The organism is Enemella dayhoffiae (genome assembly GCF_002250625.1).
Classification (GTDB): Bacteria; Actinomycetota; Actinomycetes; order Propionibacteriales; family Propionibacteriaceae; genus Enemella; species Enemella dayhoffiae.
The window spans coordinates 134,297-150,657 of the sequence record NZ_NMVQ01000034.1 but is presented as its reverse complement, the minus strand read 5'-3'; the positions used below and the strand labels follow the sequence as shown (position 1 = coordinate 150,657).

Below are 16,361 nucleotides of genomic sequence, written 5' to 3'. Positions count from 1 at the left end.
GATGGGTCAGGCGAGGGAGGGGTCAGGCGAGGGAGGAGAAGGCGCCGATGAAACCGCCGATCCAGATGATCCCCAGGCCGAGGCCGGCGATCAGGGCGCCGCGGCGGCGGCCCCGGGATTCGGGTGGGTTGACGAAGGTCAGGCGGACGCCGATGATCGCCAGCGGCAGCCCCACCACCAGCGCGACGATGCCGATCAGCATGCCCGTGTTCACGCTGCCACCCTAGTCCGGTCGTACGCTGGACCGTCCCGGCCGGATTGTGGCGAGGTCCTAGACTGACCGCTCGTGAAGGCACTCCTGCTCGAGAACATCCACAGCGACGCCGTCGAGATCCTGCAGTCTCGCGGGTTCACCGTCGAGACGCGCGCCGGCGCGCTCGACGAGGACGAGTTGGCGTCCGCCCTGTCCGGGGTGAACGTGCTGGGGATCCGTTCCAAGACCCAGGTCACCGAGCGGGTGCTCGCCTCCGCCAAGGACCTGGCCGCGATCGGGGCGTTCTGCATCGGCACCAACCAGATCGATCTGGGGGCGGCCTCCGAGCACGGCGTGGCCGTGTTCAACGCACCCTTCTCCAACACCCGCAGCGTGGTGGAGCTGGCCATCGCCGAGATCATCTCGATGGCTCGGCACCTGACCGACAAGAACGCCTCGCTGCACAAGGGGGTGTGGGACAAGTCGGCCAAGGGCGCGCACGAGGTCCGCGGCCGGACCCTCGGCATCGTCGGCTATGGCAACATCGGATCCCAGTTGTCGGTGGTCGCCGAGTCGCTCGGTCTGCAGGTCTATTTCTATGACATCGCCGACAAGTTGGCGCTGGGCAACGCGCGCCGCTGCGGCAGCCTGGAGGAACTGCTCGGCAAGGTCGAGACCGTGTCGCTGCACGTCGACGGCCGCGACGGAAACGCCGGATTCTTCGGCGCCGAACAGTTCGCGATGATGCGTCCGCGCTCGCTGTTTCTCAACCTGTGCAGGGGCTTCGTGGTGGACCACGACGCGCTGCGGGACAACCTGCTCAGTGGCCACGTCGCCGGCGCCGCGGTCGATGTGTTCCCGACCGAGCCCAAGTCGACCGGTGACGCGTTCAGCTCAAGCCTGCAAGGGATTCCGAACGTCATCCTGACCCCGCACATCGGCGGCTCCACCGAGGAGGCGCAGCAGGACATCGGCCACTTCGTCGCCGGAAAGCTTTCCGACTATACCGATCGCGGCGTCACAACCATGTCGGTGAACATGCCGCAGGTGGTGCTCGACGAGTCCGGCAGCGGCGTACGCCTGTTGCACCTGCACCACAACGTCCCCGGCGTGCTGGCCCGGATGAACCAGGTGATCGCCGATCATCAGGTGAACATCGACCGGCAGGCGCTGTCCACCCGCGGCGAGCTCGGTTTCGTGATCACCGATGTCAGCGGGGCCCGGGTGCTGGAGCTGGCCGACGAGCTGAGGAACCTTCCGGAGACCGTACGCCTCCGCGTTGCCGGGCATGAGGACTGACACCGCACGCTACTAGCCTCGGGGGATGGACCAGAACGACTTCCAGACCCCGGAGATCTTCAAGGCCCAGGACGGGGTGTTCAAGGGCAGCCTGATCCCGATGGTGCTGCTCGGCGTGCCACTGCTGCTGATGAGTTGGTTGCTGTTCGCCCTCGTCATGAACGCGGTCAAGGCGCCGGCCGCAAACTGGCTCGGCCTGCTGGCCGCCATCGCCTTCACCGCGCTGATGGTGTGGGTACGCCTGCGCAAGACTCGGCAGAACGTGTCCGAGATCGAGCTGCTGCTGGAGCCGCGCGGCCTCACCTACACCGGTGACGCGTCGCGCCGTTTCCTGTCCTGGCAGGATCTCAGGGAGGCCAGACGGGTGCTGCCGCTGGTCGGGATGGACGCCAAGAAGGCCGCGCGCGGGGTCGGCTACGACTCGATGGCCGCCAAGGGTGGGCAGGCTGGGGTGAACGCCCTCGGTCAGGTCGGGGCCCAGCTCACCGCGGGCACCGGGCTGGTCGGGATCGGCACCATGGAGATCCTCGGGGGGGCGATGGCCCGCGAGACCCACCGGCAGAACGAGGGACGCAACGGCCGTGACCCGCAGACCGGGCAGCCCTATCTGACCGTCCCGCTGTCCCAGTTCGACACGCGTTGGGACCGGCATCGGATCGGGGAGTGGCTTGCCCACTTCCGCCCCGATCTGGCCGCGCAGGCGACGGCCTTGCACGACGGGATCGAGGCCGACTCGCAGAAGTCGCTCAAGCAGACGGCCCAGGATGCGTGGGCCGAGGGCAGGGCCGAGAGGGCTGCCCGCGAATCCAACCAGGGCAACGATCCCGGCGCCCCGCGCGGCTGAGCATCAGTTCTCGGCGCGGGTACGCCCGGCGTCCGGGTCGACCGCGTCGCCGTCGTGCAGTTGGCGTACCACCAGCTCGTGCAGCAACCCGTTGGTCGCCACCGCACCGGGGCCGAACGGGCCGGCGTCCCCGGCCACGGAGGTGAAGTTGCCGCCGGCCTCGGTGACGATGATGTCGCAGGCGGCCATGTCGTGCAGCGCCAGCTCCGGCTCGCAGGCGATGTCGACCGCCCCTTCGGCGACCAGCATGTACGACCAGAAGTCACCATAGGCTCGACTGCGCCACACGCTGCGCATCAGGTCGACGAAATGCTGCCCCCAGCCCGCGGAAACCCAACCGTGCAAGGAGGAATACGAAAGCGACGCATCGCCGATCCGGCTCACCTGGGACACCTTGATGGACCGCGCCTGGGCCAACGACCTGCCGGTGTAGGCACCGCCGCCCCTGGACGCCCACCAGCGTCGACCGAGCGCCGGCGCGGAGACCACGCCGGCCACCACCTCGTCACCCTCCATCAGCCCGATCAGACTCGCCCACACCGGCACCCCGCGGACGAAGTTGGAGGTGCCGTCGATCGGGTCGATCACCCAGCGTCGTGGCCCCCAGCCGGTGTCCTCCAGTTCCTCCCCGTGCACCGCGTCCCGAGGCCTGGCCCGCGCCAAGCTCTTGCGCAGCACCTCTTCCACGGCCACGTCGGCGTCGGTGACGTGGGACAGATCCGGTTTGGCCGACACCTGCAGGTCCTGGGCCCTGAACCGGTCCATGGTGATCGAGTCGGCGTTGTCGGCCATCAGATGCGCGAGGCGTACGTCATCGGTGTAGTCGGAGGCTGCTGCCATGGGGCCGAACCTATCGCCTAGTCATAGGGCAGTGCGCGGGCCGACACCATCCTCCGGAAGGAGTCCACCCGGGCCCGCGGCACCTCGCCGCTGCGCCACGCCTCGTCCAGGGCGCAGTCCACGGCGTCGGCACCGTGCTCGCAGCCGCGCGGGCAGTCAGCGGTGAACTCGACCAGGTCGGGGAACGCCTTGATCACGTCGGCCGGGGTGATGTGACTCAGCCCGAACGACCGCACCCCGGGCGTGTCGATCACCCAGCCGCCCCGCCCGTCCGGACCCGGCGGCAGCCGCAACGCGATCGCCGAGGTGGAGGTGTGCCGACCACGCCCGGTGACCTCGTTGACGTGGCCGACCGCACGCTCCAGCCCGGGGATCAGCGCGTTCACCAGGGTCGACTTGCCCACCCCGGAGTGCCCGACGAACACCGAGATCCGACCCTCCAGGAGCCCGTGCAGCCGGGTCAGGTCGGCCTCGGGCTCGGTGACCACCACCGGCACGCCGAGCGGGGCGTACGCCGCCTCCAACTCATCCGGCGAGGCCAGGTCGGCCTTGGTCAGACACAGCATCGGCTCCAGGCCCGCGTCATAGCCGGCGACCAGGATCCGGTCGATCATCCCGGTGCGCGGCGGCGGATCGGCCAGCGCGGTGACGATCACCAGCTGGTCCGCGTTGGCGACGATCGGGCGCTCATAGGGGTCGTCATCGTCCGCGGTACGCCGCAGCACCGTGCTGCGCTCGGTCACCTCGACGATCCGGGCCAGAGTGCCCTCGTCCCCGCTGACGTCGCCGACCAGGCGTACCCGATCGCCGACGATCACCGAGCGGCGGCCGAGCGTACGCGCCTTCATCGCGGTGACCTGGATGGCGTCGGGGTCCGCGGCCCCGTCGGAGTCCAGCAGCAGGCAGCGGTAGCGGCCTCGGTCGACGGTGATCACCAGACCGAGGTCGGCCCCGGAATAGTCGGGTCGGTCCTTGGTACGCGGGCGAGTGCGCCGGCGCGGGCGGTCGAACCCGGCGTGGTCGTCGGTGTGGATGCCACCGCGACGTATCACACGCCCTCCCGCCGGCCGTCGGACCAGTCGTCGGAGTCGCTCAGCATCTGCGCCCAGAGCAGCGGAAACTCGGGCAGGGTCTTGCTGGTACAACCGATCTCATCCAGGGTGACATCGTCGACGAGCAACCCCAGCAGGGCGCCGGCGTGCGCCATCCGGTGATCGGCGTAGGTGTGCCACTCGCCGCCGTGCAGCACCCGCGGATGGATCACCAGCCCGTCCTCGGTCTGCCTCGTGTGCGAACCGAGGTTGTTCAGCTCGGCCTCGAGCGCGGCCAACCGGTCGGTCTCGTGGCCGCGGATGTGGCCGATCCCGCGCAGGTGCGAGGTGTCGTGGGCCACCGCGGCCAGGGCGGCCACCACCGGGGTCAGTTCGCTGGCCGCGGACAGGTCGAGATCCACCCCGTTGAGCCGGCGACCGCCCCGCACGACCAGACCGTCGGCGGTGCGCTCGACCGAGGCACCGAAGGCGGCGAACACGTCGCGGGCCAGGTCGCCGGGCTGGTTGGTCCGCTCCGGCCAGTCCGGGACGGTGACCTGGCCCTGGGTGATCAACGCGGCGGCGAGAAACGCGGCCGCGTTGGACAGGTCGGGCTCCACGACACTGTCGCGGGCGGCGATCGGTCCGGGGTGCACGACCCAGCGATCGGGTTCGGGCTGCTCGATGCGCACCCCGCGCTGGCGCAGCATCTCGACGGTCATCTGCACGTGCGGGCGACTGGGCAGGGTGCCGCCGACGTGGCGGACATCCAGCCCGTCGGCGCAGCGCGCGCCGACCAGCAGCACCGCCGAGAGATATTGACTGGAGGTCGAGGAGTCCAGGTTGATCGGGCCACCGGGCAGGTTGGTACGCCCGGCGATCCGCACCGGCAGCGTGTCCCCGTCGGCCTCGACCCCGGCGCCCATGTCGGAGAGGGCGTCCAGCAGCGGTCCCATCGGCCGGCGCAGCGCCTCCTCGTCGCCGGTGAAGCGCACCTCGCCGGTCCCCAGTGCGGCCACCGCGGGCAGGAACCGCATCACGGTGCCGGCCAGGCCACAGTCGATCTCCCCGCTGCCGACGAACCCGTTGGCCGGGGGAGTGACCTGCCAGCTGTCGCCGTCGTCGTCGATCCGCACGCCGAGCGTACGCAGGCCCGCGCGCATCAACCGGGTGTCCCGGGCGTCGAGCCCACCGGTGATCCGGCTCGGGCCGTCGGCCAGCGCGGCGAGCACCAGGGCCCGGTTGGTCTCGGACTTGGAACCGGGGACGCGCACGGTGGCGTGCACCGGTTCGTTGGCGAGCGGGGCCGGCCAGCGGCCGGTGTCGACGGCGCGACGCGGCCGCGCCGACCGCACAGGGCGGTCGGCGCGGTCGGCGGCGGTGGTTGTCCCGGGGTCACCCACGATCGGCGGTGAGCTCCTTCACCTGCTTGCGGGCGGCCTTGCGGGCCTGCTTGAGCTGCTTGCGCGCCTGCCGCTTGTTGACGTCGACGTCCTTCTCCAGCTGGGCCTTGGCCTTCTCCACCTTGCGGGAGATGCGGTTGGCCTGGTCCTGGGCGCGCCAGGCGAGGCTCGGCTGGCCCTCGGTGTCCTGGGCGACGATCAGCGCGCCGCCGATCAGGGCGAGGTTCTTCAGCAGACCGTCACGGGCGGCGGCCTTCTGCTCGCTGGTCGCGCCCTGGCCGGGGCCGCTGGAGAGCAGCTGCGGCACCATCGAGGCGGCGACCAGACCGGCGCCCAGCCGACGGCCCTTGCCGAGCACCATCGCCAGGCCGCCGGCGACCTGCAGACCGCCGGAGATCCGGGCCAGGGTCGAGGCGTCGGTCGGGATCGCCGTGGCGACCTCGGCGGGGGCGACCTTCTTGGCCAACGGGACGACGGTGCTGGCGAACTTCTCCTGGCCCTCCAGATAGGGGGAGGGGTCCTTGAGCGCCTTGGCGCCGTTGTAGACGAAGTAGCCGGCCAGCATGGTCCGGGCGAGCGCGCGCGTCAGAGTCATGCCCATATGTCTACCGTGTCGCGCTGGGCTTGGAAAGACCGGGTCCGGTGTCGGGTCGTCCGCACCGGCGTTCCGCGTAGGTTGGGCCCATGTGCGGACGTTATGCGGCATCGGCCGACGTGGACGAGCTCGTCGAGGACTTCGAGGTCGACGAGGTGGCCGAGCAACCCCCGCCGCCGAGCTGGAACGTCGCCCCGACCGACCCGGTGGCCGCGGTGGTGGAGCGGCGCGACAAGCAGACCGAGGAGGTACGCCGCAAGCTGGTCCAGGTGCGCTGGGGCCTGGTGCCGAGCTGGTCGAAGAACCCCGGCGGCGGAGCCCGGATGATCAACGCCCGGGCCGAGACCGTCGCCGAGAAGCCCGCCTTCCGCAAGGCGTTTGCCGCCCGGCGCTGCCTGATCCCGGCCGACGGCTACTACGAGTGGTACGCCGAGGAGCCGCCCGCGGGCGAGGGGAAACGCGGCTTCAAGCCGGTGAAGCAGCCCTGGTTCATCCACCGCACCGACGGGGAGCGGCTGGTGATGGCCGGGATCTATGAGTTCTGGCGCGACGACGCCCGGCCCGCCGACGACCCCGAGGCCTGGTTGAGCACCTGCTCGATCATCACCACCTCGGCGACCGACTCGCTGGGTCACCTGCACGACCGGATGCCGATGGTGATCGCCCGCGAGGCGTGGGCCGACTGGTTGGATCCCGGCCTCACCGATCCGGCCCGGGCGGTGGAACTGCTGGCGGTCACCGAGGCGGAACGGCTGGGGGCGTACCCGGTTTCGAAGGCCGTCGGCAACGTGCGCAACAACAGCCCCGAGCTGGTCCGCCCGCTCGCCGAGGGGGCCGGCGAGTGAGCCAGGCGCACCCCCTCGAGACGACGCTCGGGCCGGCGCGGATGTACGCCGATCTGCCGGCCGCATCGCCGCGGGCGGTGCTGCTGCTCGGGCACGGTGCCGGTGGGGGAGTCGACGCCCCCGACCTCGAGGCACTGCGGGCGCTGGCCGAGACCGGCGTCGCGGTGCTGCGGTACGAGCAGCCCTGGCGTACCGCGGGGAAGAAGATCGCGCCCGCCCCCGCCCGGTTGGACGAGGGCTGGGCGGCCGCCCTGGCGTACGCCGGGGACCGGTTCGCCGGCGTGCCGCTGTTTGTCGGCGGGCGCAGTGCCGGGGCACGGGTGGCGGTGCGGTGTGCCGCGGTACGCCCGGTGGCCGGGGTGGTGGCGCTGTCCTTCCCGCTGCACCCGCCGGGTCGCCCGGAGAAGTCGCGGGCGCCGGAGCTCCTCGGGGCGGATGCGCCGGTGCTGGTGCTGCAGGGAGCCCGGGATCCGTTCGGTACGCCGGGCGAGGTGCGTGAGGCGGTGGTCGGGAGCGGGCGGATCGAGGTTGTCGAGGTGCCCGACTGTGCCCACGAGCTGAAGCCGCCGGCGCGGGCGGCCAGCACGCCGGAGTCGATCGCGGCGCTGCTGCGGGAGCGGGTGAGGGCGTTCGTCGGAGGTCCCTGAGCCTGTCGAAGGGATCGGGCTCCACTTCGCGTACTGAACGTCACCTCGCGGACCGGGTGTCACTTCGCGGCTCACCGGTGATCCGCGAAGTGACGTTCGCCACGCGAATTGAACTTCGAGCCGCGAAGTGGGGGGTGCCTCACCTGCGGGCGTGGGGAATATCGGCGGCGGCGCGGCGGTTGAGCCCGGTGATGGTGACCACAGCTGCTTCCTCACCGGTACTGTCGTACGTGATGCCACTACCGAGTGAGACCGACGAATTCCCCGGCGAGGCCGTGGGGACGGTTGACGACGTCCCGTTCGATCCGGCGACCGAGACCGAATCCGAGCGCACGGCCCGTTTCGGGCGGGATGCGCTGGTGCACCTCGATCAGCTCTACGGGGCGGCGATGCGGATGGCCCGCAACCCCTCCGACGCCGAGGATCTGGTGCAGGAGACGTACGCCAAGGCGTACCAGTCCTTCCACCAGTACACGCCGGGCACCAACCTGAAGGCGTGGCTGTACCGGATCCTCACCAACACCTACATCAACAGCTATCGCAAGGCGCAGCGCTCGCCGAAGCTGTCCGACGGGGAGGACGTCGAGGACTGGCAGCTGGCCCGCGCCGAGTCGCACAGCTCCACCGGGCTGCGCTCGGCCGAGATGGAGGCGCTGGACCGGATGCCGGACTCGGCGGTGACCGAGGCGTTGAACAACCTGTCCGACGACTTCCGGATGGCGGTCTATCTGGCCGACGTGGAGGGGTTCGCCTACAAGGAGATCGCCGAGATCATGGGTACGCCGATCGGCACCGTGATGTCGCGGCTGAACCGCGGGCGCGCCCAACTGCGCAGGGCGCTCGGCGACTATGCCCGGGAGAACGGCCTGCTGCCCAAGGACGCGTCATGAGCGCCGCCGAGCAGCACGCGCACGACCTGGACCCCGAAAAGCTCGGCCGGCTCGCCGAGCAGGACTGCCAGGTGGTGCTGGAGCGGGTGCACACCTTCCTGGACAACGAGCTGGACGAGGCGTCGTGCGAGGTGATCCGGCTGCACCTGGAGGCCTGTGAGCGCTGCGTCGAGGATTTCGACGCCGAGCTGGCGATCAAGCAGTTGGTGAACCGGTGCTGTCAGGGGCAGAAGGCCCCGCAGACCCTGCGGGTGAGCATCATGACCTCGATCACCACCTGGCACCGCGAGGGCTGAGCGGCCAGGGCTGAGCGGCCGGCGCGGAACTGCGCAGGGCCGAACGGGAGCACGCATTTCCGCAGCGGCGGCGCGGACGGCTAGACTGGACTCTTGGCCGCCGGAGAAGGTGGCACCGGCTGATATCGCCACACCACCGGAGGAGACTGACATGGGTAAGACCGGACGTAAGCGTCGGGCGCGTCGCAAGAAGGGCGCGAACCACGGCAAGCGCCCCAACGCCTGAGCACCAGGCCCGGGCAGCAACGCCTGGATCGAAGGGCTCGGATCCGCGGATCCGAGCCCTTCGGCGTTGGCGGAACCACTAGGTTGAACGCATGCCACTGATGTCCCGGCTGATCCGCCAGCACACCGAAATCGGCCCCGAGGACGAGGAATACCTGGTCCGCCTGGTGGCCGAGTGGCACCTGCTGGCCGACCTCTCATTCTCCGACCTGGTGCTGTGGGTACCCGACGTCGACCCGAACATCTTCTGGGCCGTGGCGCAGACCCGGCCCTCGACCGGTCCGACCGCGCTCGAGGACGACGTCGCCGGTGACGAGGTCGGCTATCAGCCCGAGCACGGGGTCCCGGAGGCGTACCTGACCGGGGAGCAGGTGGAGACCTCGGAGAACAAGCTGCAGGCCGGGATCCCGGTCGACGTGCACGCGGTGCCGATCCACCGCGACGGCCGGGTGCTCGCGGTCATCGAACGCCACACCAACCAGATGGGCGTACGCGCCCCCGGGGCGTTGGAGGACAACTATCTGGAGATGGCCGAGGTGCTCACCTCGATGGTGGCGCACGGGGAATACCCGACCGGGGCCCACACCGACCCCGTGCTCAGCCCGCGGGTCGGTGACGGCGTGTTCCGGCTGGACCGCAACCGCAACGTCCGCTACGCCACCCCGAACGCGATCACCGCGTTGCGGCGCCTGGGCCTGGAGTCCTATCCGGAGGACGAGCACCTGCCCTCGCTGCTGCGCGACCTGGCCGAGGCCGCGGGCGGCACCGCACCGCCGGACGAGGCGTACCGCACCAGCGAGGTCGCCGAGGTGGAGGTGAGCGCGGGAACGGTGTCGATCCGACTGCGGCTGGTCCCGCTGCGCGACGGCAACGGCACCGACGAGTTGATCGTGCTCTGCCGCGACATCACCGAGATCAACCGGCGCGAACGCCAGCTTGTGACCAAGGACGCCACCATCCGGGAGATCCACCACCGGGTGAAGAACAACCTGCAGACCGTGGCCGCGCTGCTGCGGATGCAGGCCCGCCGCTCCCCGGAGGCGCGGGCCGCGCTGACCGAGGCGATGTCGCGGGTGGCCGCGATCGCGGTGGTGCACGAGACGCTGTCCCAGTCCTTCGACGAGACCGTCGCGTTCGACGACGTGGCCGATCGGGTGCTGCAGATGGTGGGCGCGGTGGCCACCAGCCACGACCACCCCGAGGGGGTGATCGCCCGCCGCGAGGGCAGCTTCGGGATGGTGCCCGCCCAGGTCGCCACCTCGCTGTCCCTGGTGGTCACCGAACTGTGCCAGAACGCGATCGAGCACGGACTCAGCGGCGCGGGCGGGGGACAGGTCACCGTACGCCCGTCCGCCGGTGACGGCGCGCTGGAGGTCGAGGTGGTCGATGACGGGGTCGGTCTGCCGGAGGACTTCCTGCTCGCCAGCTCCAAGAGCCTGGGGCTGAGCATCGTCTCCACCCTGATGGCCGACCTCGGCGGCACGTTCGAGCTGACGAACAACCCCGACGGCCCGGGGTCGTTGGCCCGAATCTGCCTGCCGCTGGCCCGCGACTGAGCCCACGCGGAACGCCAACCGGACCCCGGAGACGCAACGAGCCCCGGGGAGGAATCCCCGGGGCGGTCGGTTCTGCGTCTTCCTGCGGGCACGCAGGCTCGGTGAGTCTCAGGCGGTCCTGATCCGGGAGCGAGCTGCGCGTCGTTTCATGGCGCGTCGCTCGTCCTCGGAGAGACCGCCCCAGACCCCGTGGTCCTGGCCAGCTTCGAGAGCCCACTGCAGGCACTGCTCGCGGACCGTGCAGCGCTTGCACACCTGCTTGGCCTCTTCGATCTGCAGCAGTGCGGGGCCGGTGTTTCCGATCGGGAAGAAGAGTTCGGGATCCTCGTCCAGACAGGCTGCCTCGTGGCGCCAATCCATGCCTTGGTCCACTCCTCTCAGGTTCCGGGTCCGAGTCTCCAGATCGCGGCGCTGCGGGGAAGCTGGGAACCCTGTTGATGTGACCTCACAAGACTGGCAACCATTCGGCACAAAAACAAGATCTTGACACGTCGTGTGGTTCACACCATCCCGCTCTGACTTCGGGCAATACCGATCGGTCGGGGTGGGTGCCGGCTCAGCCCACTAGGCTGTCCGGGTGTCCGAACCGCCCACCGCCGCCGAGCCCCGTCCGCAGCGCACTCCGCCCACCCTGCTGGTTGCCGCGCTGGTGCTGGCGCTGGAGGGCGTCGTGGCGCTCGTGCTGGGCGCGCTGGACGCGGTCAACGTCAACCCGAACCGGCCCGTGGTCGGCATCGGGGGCGCGATCGTCTGGATCGGGTACGCCGTCGCGCTGCTGCTGCTCGCACGTGGCCTGTTTCGGGCTCGCCCGTGGAGCCGCGGCCCGGTGACGGCCACCCAGCTGATCAACCTTCCGGTGGCGTGGTCGTTCTGGGGTGGCGACACCCGGCCGATCGCGATCGCCCTGGCCGCGGCCTCGCTGCTGGTGCTGGTCTGCGTGCTGCACCCGGCCAGCACGGCGGTGCTGGTTCGCGACCGGGACTGAGCTGCCCGGACGGGGTTACTGTTCCGGCTCGGGCTGCCGGCTCGCCGCAGCCGCCCCCTCCCGGCGTACGCGGGCCAGGAAGTCCCGCGTGCGCTGGTGCTGCGGGTCGCCGATCACCTGCTGGGGCGTACCCTCCTCGACCACTTGACCGTCGGCCATGAACACCACCCGGTCGGCGACCTCGCGGGCGAACTCCATCTCGTGGGTGACCACGATCATCGTCATCCCCTGAGCGGCCAGTTGCTTCATCACGCTGAGCACCTCACCCACCAGCTCCGGGTCGAGCGCGCTGGTCGGTTCGTCGAACAGCATCAGCCGCGGTTCCATCGCCAGGGCGCGGGCGATCGCCACCCGCTGCTGCTGACCACCGGAGAGCTGGGCGGGATAGAAGTTCGCCCGATCCGACAGGCCGACCCGGTCGAGCAGCTCGGTGGCCCGTTGCCTCGCCTCGGCCCGGCTCACCTTCTTGACGTGCACCGGGGCCTCCATCACGTTGCCCAGGGCCGTCATGTGCGGGAACAGGTTGAACCGCTGGAACACCATGCCGATCTCGGCGCGCTGCCGGGCGATGTCGCGTTCGTTGCGACGGTGCAGCCGGCCGCGCCGTTCGCTGATACCGATCAGCTCACCATCGACCCAGATCCGGCCGCCGGTGAGCACCTCCATCTGGTTGATCAACCGCAGGAAGGTCGTCTTGCCCGAGCCGCTGGGGCCGAGCAGGCAGACCACCTCGCCGGCGTACACGCTCAGGTCGATTCCCTTCAGCACCTCGTTGCTGCCGAACGACTTGGTCGCGTTCACCGCGCGGACCAGCGGCTCGCCGGTGCGGGTCGGTTCGGGCGAGGGCACGGCGGTGCTCAATGGTCCGATCCCAACATCAGCTTGCGTTGCGGTGCCTCGGTGGCACCGAAGCCACGGCCGAAGTGTCGCTCCAGCCAGGCCTGGCCGACCATCAGGATCGAGGTGGCCAGCAGGTAGTACAGCGTCGCCGAGATCAGCACCGGGAAGGTTTGATAAGTGCGGGACCCGATCGCCTTGAGCTGGAAGAACAGCTCCGCCGACAGCGGGATCGCGATCAGCAGCGAGGTGTCCTTGAGCATCGCGATCGTCTCGTTGCCGGTCGGCGGCACGATCACCCGCATCGCCTGCGGCAGGACGACTCGCCACATCGCCCGGCCGGGGCTCATCCCGAGCGCCTTGGCCGCCTCGCCCTGGCCCTGGTCGACGCTGAGGATGCCGGCGCGGGCGATCTCGGCCATGTAGGCCGCTTCGGAGGCGGCCATCCCGATCACCGCCCCGGCGAATCCGGCGAACACCTGGTTGGCGTCCAGGGTGAGGAACCGCCAGCTGGTGCCCTCGGGCAGGCCCAGCCAGGAGATGATCTTCCAGTCGAACGGGAACCCGAACGAGATCCCGTTCTGGAAGACGATGCCCAGGGCGCCCATGATGGTCAGCAGCACATAGCGCGGGATCGCCCGGAAGAACCACGTGTAGGCCCAGGAAACCCCTTTCAAGATGGGGTTGTCGCTGAGTCGCATCACCGCCAGAATCACCCCGCCGATCACCCCGAGCAGCATGCTCAGGATGGTGACCAGCAGGGTGCCCTTGATGAACCCCTCGATCACCGGCTTCTGGTTCATCGCCTCGGCGATGAATGGCCAGTCGAAGGCCGGGTTGAAGACCAGCATGTTGAGGAACATCAACACCAGCACGGCGATCACCGCGACGGCCACCCAGCGCAACGGGTGGCGTACCGGCACCGCGTCGATCCGCCCCGGGCGGTCGGCGTCCCCCTGCGGGGAGTCGGCAGCAGTCATCGGATCAGGAGGCGGGGTTGACCTGGAAGTTGTCGATCTTGCCCTTCTCGGTGCCCCACTTCTGCAGCGCCTTCTCGTAGCTGCCGTCGGCCTTGGCCGCCTTCAACGCCTCGGCGATGGCGTTGGCGAACTCGGTCTGGTCCTTGGGGACGACGATGCCGTAGGGGGCGGCGTCGTAGATGTCGCCGAGGGTCTCCAGCTTGCCCTGCGACTGCTTGGCGGCGTACGCCACCACGGGCGAGTCGGCGAGCATGGCGTCGGCCTTGCCGGAGACGACGGCGGCGGTGGCCTGGTCCTGGCCCTCGTACTGCAGCACGTTGATCTTGTTGGCGCCGCACTTCTCCTGCCGCTTGGGCAGATCCTCCTCGTCCTGCACGGTGCCGGTCTGCACGGCGATCGTCTTGCCGCAGGCGTTGTCGGCCGAGACCTGCTTGGGGTTGCCCTTGGCGGTGGCCCACTGGGTGCCGGCGCTGTAGTAGCTGACCATGTTCACCTGTTCCATCCGCTTGGCGTTGATGGTGAACGAGGAGACGCCGATGTCGTATTTCTTGCCCTGGACGCCGGTGATGATCGAGTCGAAGCTGGAGGGCTGCCACTCCACGGTCACGCCGAACTTGGCGGCGACCGCGTTGAAGACGTCCACGTCGGCGCCGACCACGGTCTTGCCGTCGGCGTCCAGGAACTCGTTGGGGGCATAGGACGCGTCGGTGCCGACGACGATCTTCTTGCTGGACTTGATCTTCTCGGGCAGCTTCGCGGCCAGCGCCGCGTCGGCCTGGGCGGGGGCGCTGCTGGTGCTGGCGCCGGCCGGGGCGGGGTTGCCGCCGCTCAGCGAGGTCGAACCGCAACCCGCCAGGGTGAGGCTGAGTGCGGACAAGGTGGCCAGGGTGGCCAGGACTCGCTTGGTCATGTCTGTCTCCAGTGCTCGGTGTCGCGGCAATATTTCCACCACCGCGGCCCCAGGGGAATCACGGATGCGTAATCGTTGCCAACGCGGCATCGTACGCCGATCCGCCGGCTGGGGTGACGTTCCTCGCCCCACTTCGCGTACCGAACGTCACTGCGCGTGGTGAACGTCACCTCGCGGATCACCGGTGGGCCGCGAGGTGGAACTCGGTACGCGAGGTGGGCCCTGGGAGGCGGTGGGCGCCCTGGGCGGGCTCGGCGGTGAACCACTGCGGGGCACCGAACCCGGCGTCGGCGAAGGCGTCGGCGACGGCCCGCGCGACCGACTCGACGGAACCGACCGGACACAGCGCGATGATGCAGCCACCGAAGCCGCCGCCGGTCATCCGGGCGCCGAGCGCGCCGGCGGAGCGGGCGGTGTCCACGGCCAGGTCGACGGTGGGCACGGTGATCTCGAAGTCCTCGCGCATCGAGGCGTGCGAGGCGTCCAGCAGCGGCGCCAGTGCGGCCACCCGGGACTCGCGCAGCAGCCCGACCGACTCCAGCACGCGCGCGTTCTCGGTGACCACGTGCCGGGCGCGCCGGCGCAGCAGCGGATCGGTCAAGGCCGCGACGGCCGACGGGTCGTCCACCTCGCGCAGGCTGCGCATTCCGAGTGCCTCCGCGGCCCGCTCGCAGCTGCGGCGGCGTTCGGCGTACGCCCCGTCGACCAGGTTGTGCGGGGTGCGGGTGTCCAGGATGAGCAGTTCGAGCCCAGAGCCCGGCAGGTCCAGCGGCACCTGCTCGCTGCTGTTGTCGCGGCAGTCCAGCAGCAGCGCGTGTCCGGCCGTGCACAGGGTCGAGGCGGCCTGGTCCATGAACCCGGTCGGTGCCCCCACGTAGTCGTTCTCGGCGCGCCGGGCGATGGTGGCGCGCTGCAACGGATCCAGGTCGAGACCGGAAAGCTCGGCCACCGCGGCGATCGTGGCGCAGCACAGCGCCGCCGAGGAGGACAGGCCGGCCCCCACCGGCAGGTCGGAGTCGAAGGCCAGCTCCATCCCGTGCACTGGGTGCCCGTCCCGCAGCAGCGCCCAGAACACGCCCGCCGGATAGGCGTACCAGCCCGGGAACTGCTCGGGTGCGGCGCCGCGCAGGGACGCCAGGTCGAGGGTGACCGGCTCGGATTCGCTGCTGGAGTTGAAAACCAGCCGTTCGTCCTCGCGTCGTCGCGCGGCCACGGTGATCCCCGAGGTGAGCGCGAACGGGAGCACGAAGCCGTCGTTGTAGTCGGTGTGCTCACCGATCAGGTTCACCCGGCCGGGGGCGAACCAAGCCCCGTCAGGGTAGGTACCGGTGAGCCGGCGGAACTGGTCTGTGATCTGCTGGGGCACGGGGGTGGTGCTCCTTTCGGGTAGGGTCCCATCATGCCGCTGAGCCGTCGGGATGTCGTCATCACCGCGCTCGGAATCCTTGACCGGTATGGACTTGCGGACCTGTCCATGCGGCGGATCGCGGCGGCGCTGGGGGTGCAGCCGGGCGCCCTCTATCACCACGTCGCCAACAAGCAGACGCTGCTCGCGGCCCTGGCCGACGAGATCCTGGCCGACCTGCCGTCCCCGACGGGTACGCCCGAGGCGATCGTCACCGACTGGGCGGCCGCCTTCCGCGGTGCTCTGCTCGCCCACCGAGACGGCGCCGAACTCGTGGCGTCGGTGCAGAGCATGCGGCTGGCCGAGGTGTCCCCGGCCCAGCACCTGGCCCGGCTGCTGCAGCCCCAGCTGAGCGACCCGCAGCCGGCGGCGCAGGCGGTGGCGCACCTTGTCCTGGGACAGGTGATCGATGAGCAGGGGCACGCCCAGTTGGTCGAGCTCGGCGTGATCGAGCCCGACGACAGCGACCCGGCCACGGCGTTCGCCGGCGGCGTACGCCTGTTGGTCGCCGGGCTGCGGGAGACCCGGGACCACCCGCAGAACTGACGATCCCGCGCACCGTGGGTGCGCGGGATCGCTG

General features: G+C 70.2%; 20 protein-coding genes. 10 read left to right on the top strand and 10 right to left on the bottom strand.

Annotated features, from left to right (window positions below):
- Nucleotides 1-22 precede the first annotated feature (22 nt).
- Complete coding sequence (locus CGZ93_RS13400; protein WP_094364651.1) at nucleotides 23-214, bottom strand: hypothetical protein; 192 nt, start codon at nucleotides 212-214, stop codon at nucleotides 23-25.
- A 72-nt stretch (nucleotides 215-286) separates the two neighbouring features.
- On the opposite strand from CGZ93_RS13400, the gene serA reads away from it, so the two are divergent.
- Nucleotides 287-1,492, top strand: coding sequence for a phosphoglycerate dehydrogenase (gene serA, locus CGZ93_RS13395; protein ID WP_094364650.1), 1,206 nt, complete (start codon nucleotides 287-289; stop codon nucleotides 1,490-1,492).
- 25 nt (nucleotides 1,493-1,517) lie between these two features.
- A complete protein-coding gene (locus tag CGZ93_RS13390; RefSeq protein ID WP_094364649.1) occupies nucleotides 1,518-2,336 on the top strand; it encodes a hypothetical protein in 819 nt (272 codons plus the stop codon).
- A 3-nt stretch (nucleotides 2,337-2,339) separates the two neighbouring features.
- On the opposite strand, the gene CGZ93_RS13385 is transcribed toward CGZ93_RS13390, so the two are convergent.
- The 4 genes from CGZ93_RS13385 to CGZ93_RS13370 are packed head-to-tail and all read right to left on the bottom strand — an operon-like array spanning nucleotide 2,340 to nucleotide 6,205.
- Nucleotides 2,340-3,176 carry an inositol monophosphatase family protein gene (locus CGZ93_RS13385; RefSeq protein ID WP_094364648.1) on the bottom strand — a complete coding sequence of 279 codons (837 nt, stop codon included), beginning with the start codon at nucleotides 3,174-3,176 and terminating at the stop codon, nucleotides 2,340-2,342.
- Between the two features lie 17 nt (nucleotides 3,177-3,193).
- Entirely contained in the window at nucleotides 3,194-4,228 is a 1,035-nt protein-coding gene (gene rsgA / locus CGZ93_RS13380; RefSeq protein ID WP_407643949.1) for a ribosome small subunit-dependent GTPase A, read from the bottom strand.
- Nucleotides 4,225-5,610 carry a 3-phosphoshikimate 1-carboxyvinyltransferase gene (gene aroA / locus CGZ93_RS13375; protein WP_229117443.1) on the bottom strand — a complete coding sequence of 462 codons (1,386 nt, stop codon included), beginning with the start codon at nucleotides 5,608-5,610 and terminating at the stop codon, nucleotides 4,225-4,227. The genes rsgA and aroA overlap by 4 nt, the downstream gene beginning before the upstream one ends.
- On the bottom strand, nucleotides 5,603-6,205 hold the full coding sequence (locus CGZ93_RS13370; RefSeq protein ID WP_176451762.1) for a DoxX family protein: 603 nt from the start codon (nucleotides 6,203-6,205) through the stop codon (nucleotides 5,603-5,605). The genes aroA and CGZ93_RS13370 overlap by 8 nt, the downstream gene beginning before the upstream one ends.
- Nucleotides 6,206-6,294: 89 nt before the next feature.
- Between CGZ93_RS13370 and CGZ93_RS13365 the strand changes: the two genes are divergently transcribed.
- The 6 genes from CGZ93_RS13365 (at nucleotide 6,295) to CGZ93_RS13345 (ending at nucleotide 10,664) form a co-directional block, all read left to right on the top strand.
- Nucleotides 6,295-7,050 carry an SOS response-associated peptidase gene (locus CGZ93_RS13365; protein WP_094364647.1) on the top strand — a complete coding sequence of 252 codons (756 nt, stop codon included), beginning with the start codon at nucleotides 6,295-6,297 and terminating at the stop codon, nucleotides 7,048-7,050.
- Nucleotides 7,047-7,697 (top strand): alpha/beta hydrolase family protein, encoded by a 651-nt coding sequence (locus CGZ93_RS13360; protein ID WP_229117442.1) that lies wholly within the window; start codon nucleotides 7,047-7,049, stop codon nucleotides 7,695-7,697. The genes CGZ93_RS13365 and CGZ93_RS13360 overlap by 4 nt, the downstream gene beginning before the upstream one ends.
- A 233-nt stretch (nucleotides 7,698-7,930) precedes the next feature.
- Nucleotides 7,931-8,587 carry a sigma-70 family RNA polymerase sigma factor gene (locus CGZ93_RS13355; protein WP_094364756.1) on the top strand — a complete coding sequence of 219 codons (657 nt, stop codon included), beginning with the start codon at nucleotides 7,931-7,933 and terminating at the stop codon, nucleotides 8,585-8,587.
- Nucleotides 8,584-8,883 carry a mycothiol system anti-sigma-R factor gene (gene rsrA, locus CGZ93_RS13350; RefSeq protein ID WP_094364646.1) on the top strand — a complete coding sequence of 100 codons (300 nt, stop codon included), beginning with the start codon at nucleotides 8,584-8,586 and terminating at the stop codon, nucleotides 8,881-8,883. The genes CGZ93_RS13355 and rsrA overlap by 4 nt, the downstream gene beginning before the upstream one ends.
- A gap of 151 nt (nucleotides 8,884-9,034) precedes the next feature.
- Nucleotides 9,035-9,109: a 50S ribosomal protein bL37 gene (locus CGZ93_RS20125; RefSeq protein WP_369797015.1), complete on the top strand. Its 75-nt coding sequence runs from the start codon at nucleotides 9,035-9,037 to the stop codon at nucleotides 9,107-9,109.
- A 91-nt stretch (nucleotides 9,110-9,200) separates the two neighbouring features.
- On the top strand, nucleotides 9,201-10,664 hold the full coding sequence (locus CGZ93_RS13345; protein WP_094364645.1) for a sensor histidine kinase: 1,464 nt from the start codon (nucleotides 9,201-9,203) through the stop codon (nucleotides 10,662-10,664).
- Between the two features lie 108 nt (nucleotides 10,665-10,772).
- On the opposite strand, the gene CGZ93_RS13340 is transcribed toward CGZ93_RS13345, so the two are convergent.
- Nucleotides 10,773-11,024, bottom strand: a complete 252-nt coding sequence (locus CGZ93_RS13340; RefSeq protein ID WP_094364644.1) for a WhiB family transcriptional regulator — start codon at nucleotides 11,022-11,024, stop codon at nucleotides 10,773-10,775.
- 217 nt (nucleotides 11,025-11,241) lie between these two features.
- Between CGZ93_RS13340 and CGZ93_RS13335 the strand changes: the two genes are divergently transcribed.
- A complete protein-coding gene (locus CGZ93_RS13335) occupies nucleotides 11,242-11,649 on the top strand; it encodes a hypothetical protein (protein WP_094364643.1) in 408 nt (135 codons plus the stop codon).
- 15 nt (nucleotides 11,650-11,664) lie between these two features.
- Here CGZ93_RS13335 and CGZ93_RS13330 read toward each other — a convergent pair whose 3' ends face one another.
- The 4 genes from CGZ93_RS13330 to galK all read right to left on the bottom strand — a co-directional run bounded on the left by CGZ93_RS13330 (nucleotide 11,665) and on the right by galK (nucleotide 15,742).
- Nucleotides 11,665-12,462, bottom strand: coding sequence for an amino acid ABC transporter ATP-binding protein (locus CGZ93_RS13330; protein WP_171196195.1), 798 nt, complete (start codon nucleotides 12,460-12,462; stop codon nucleotides 11,665-11,667).
- Between the two features lie 44 nt (nucleotides 12,463-12,506).
- Entirely contained in the window at nucleotides 12,507-13,466 is a 960-nt protein-coding gene (locus CGZ93_RS13325; RefSeq protein WP_094364641.1) for an amino acid ABC transporter permease, read from the bottom strand.
- Between the two features lie 4 nt (nucleotides 13,467-13,470).
- Nucleotides 13,471-14,376 (bottom strand): ABC transporter substrate-binding protein, encoded by a 906-nt coding sequence (locus CGZ93_RS13320; RefSeq protein ID WP_094364640.1) that lies wholly within the window; start codon nucleotides 14,374-14,376, stop codon nucleotides 13,471-13,473.
- A 178-nt stretch (nucleotides 14,377-14,554) separates the two neighbouring features.
- A complete protein-coding gene (galK, locus tag CGZ93_RS19525; RefSeq protein ID WP_229117441.1) occupies nucleotides 14,555-15,742 on the bottom strand; it encodes a galactokinase in 1,188 nt (395 codons plus the stop codon).
- Between the two features lie 33 nt (nucleotides 15,743-15,775).
- Between galK and CGZ93_RS19520 the strand changes: the two genes are divergently transcribed.
- Nucleotides 15,776-16,327 (top strand): TetR family transcriptional regulator, encoded by a 552-nt coding sequence (locus CGZ93_RS19520; RefSeq protein ID WP_171195556.1) that lies wholly within the window; start codon nucleotides 15,776-15,778, stop codon nucleotides 16,325-16,327.
- Nucleotides 16,328-16,361: the final 34 nt, after the last annotated feature.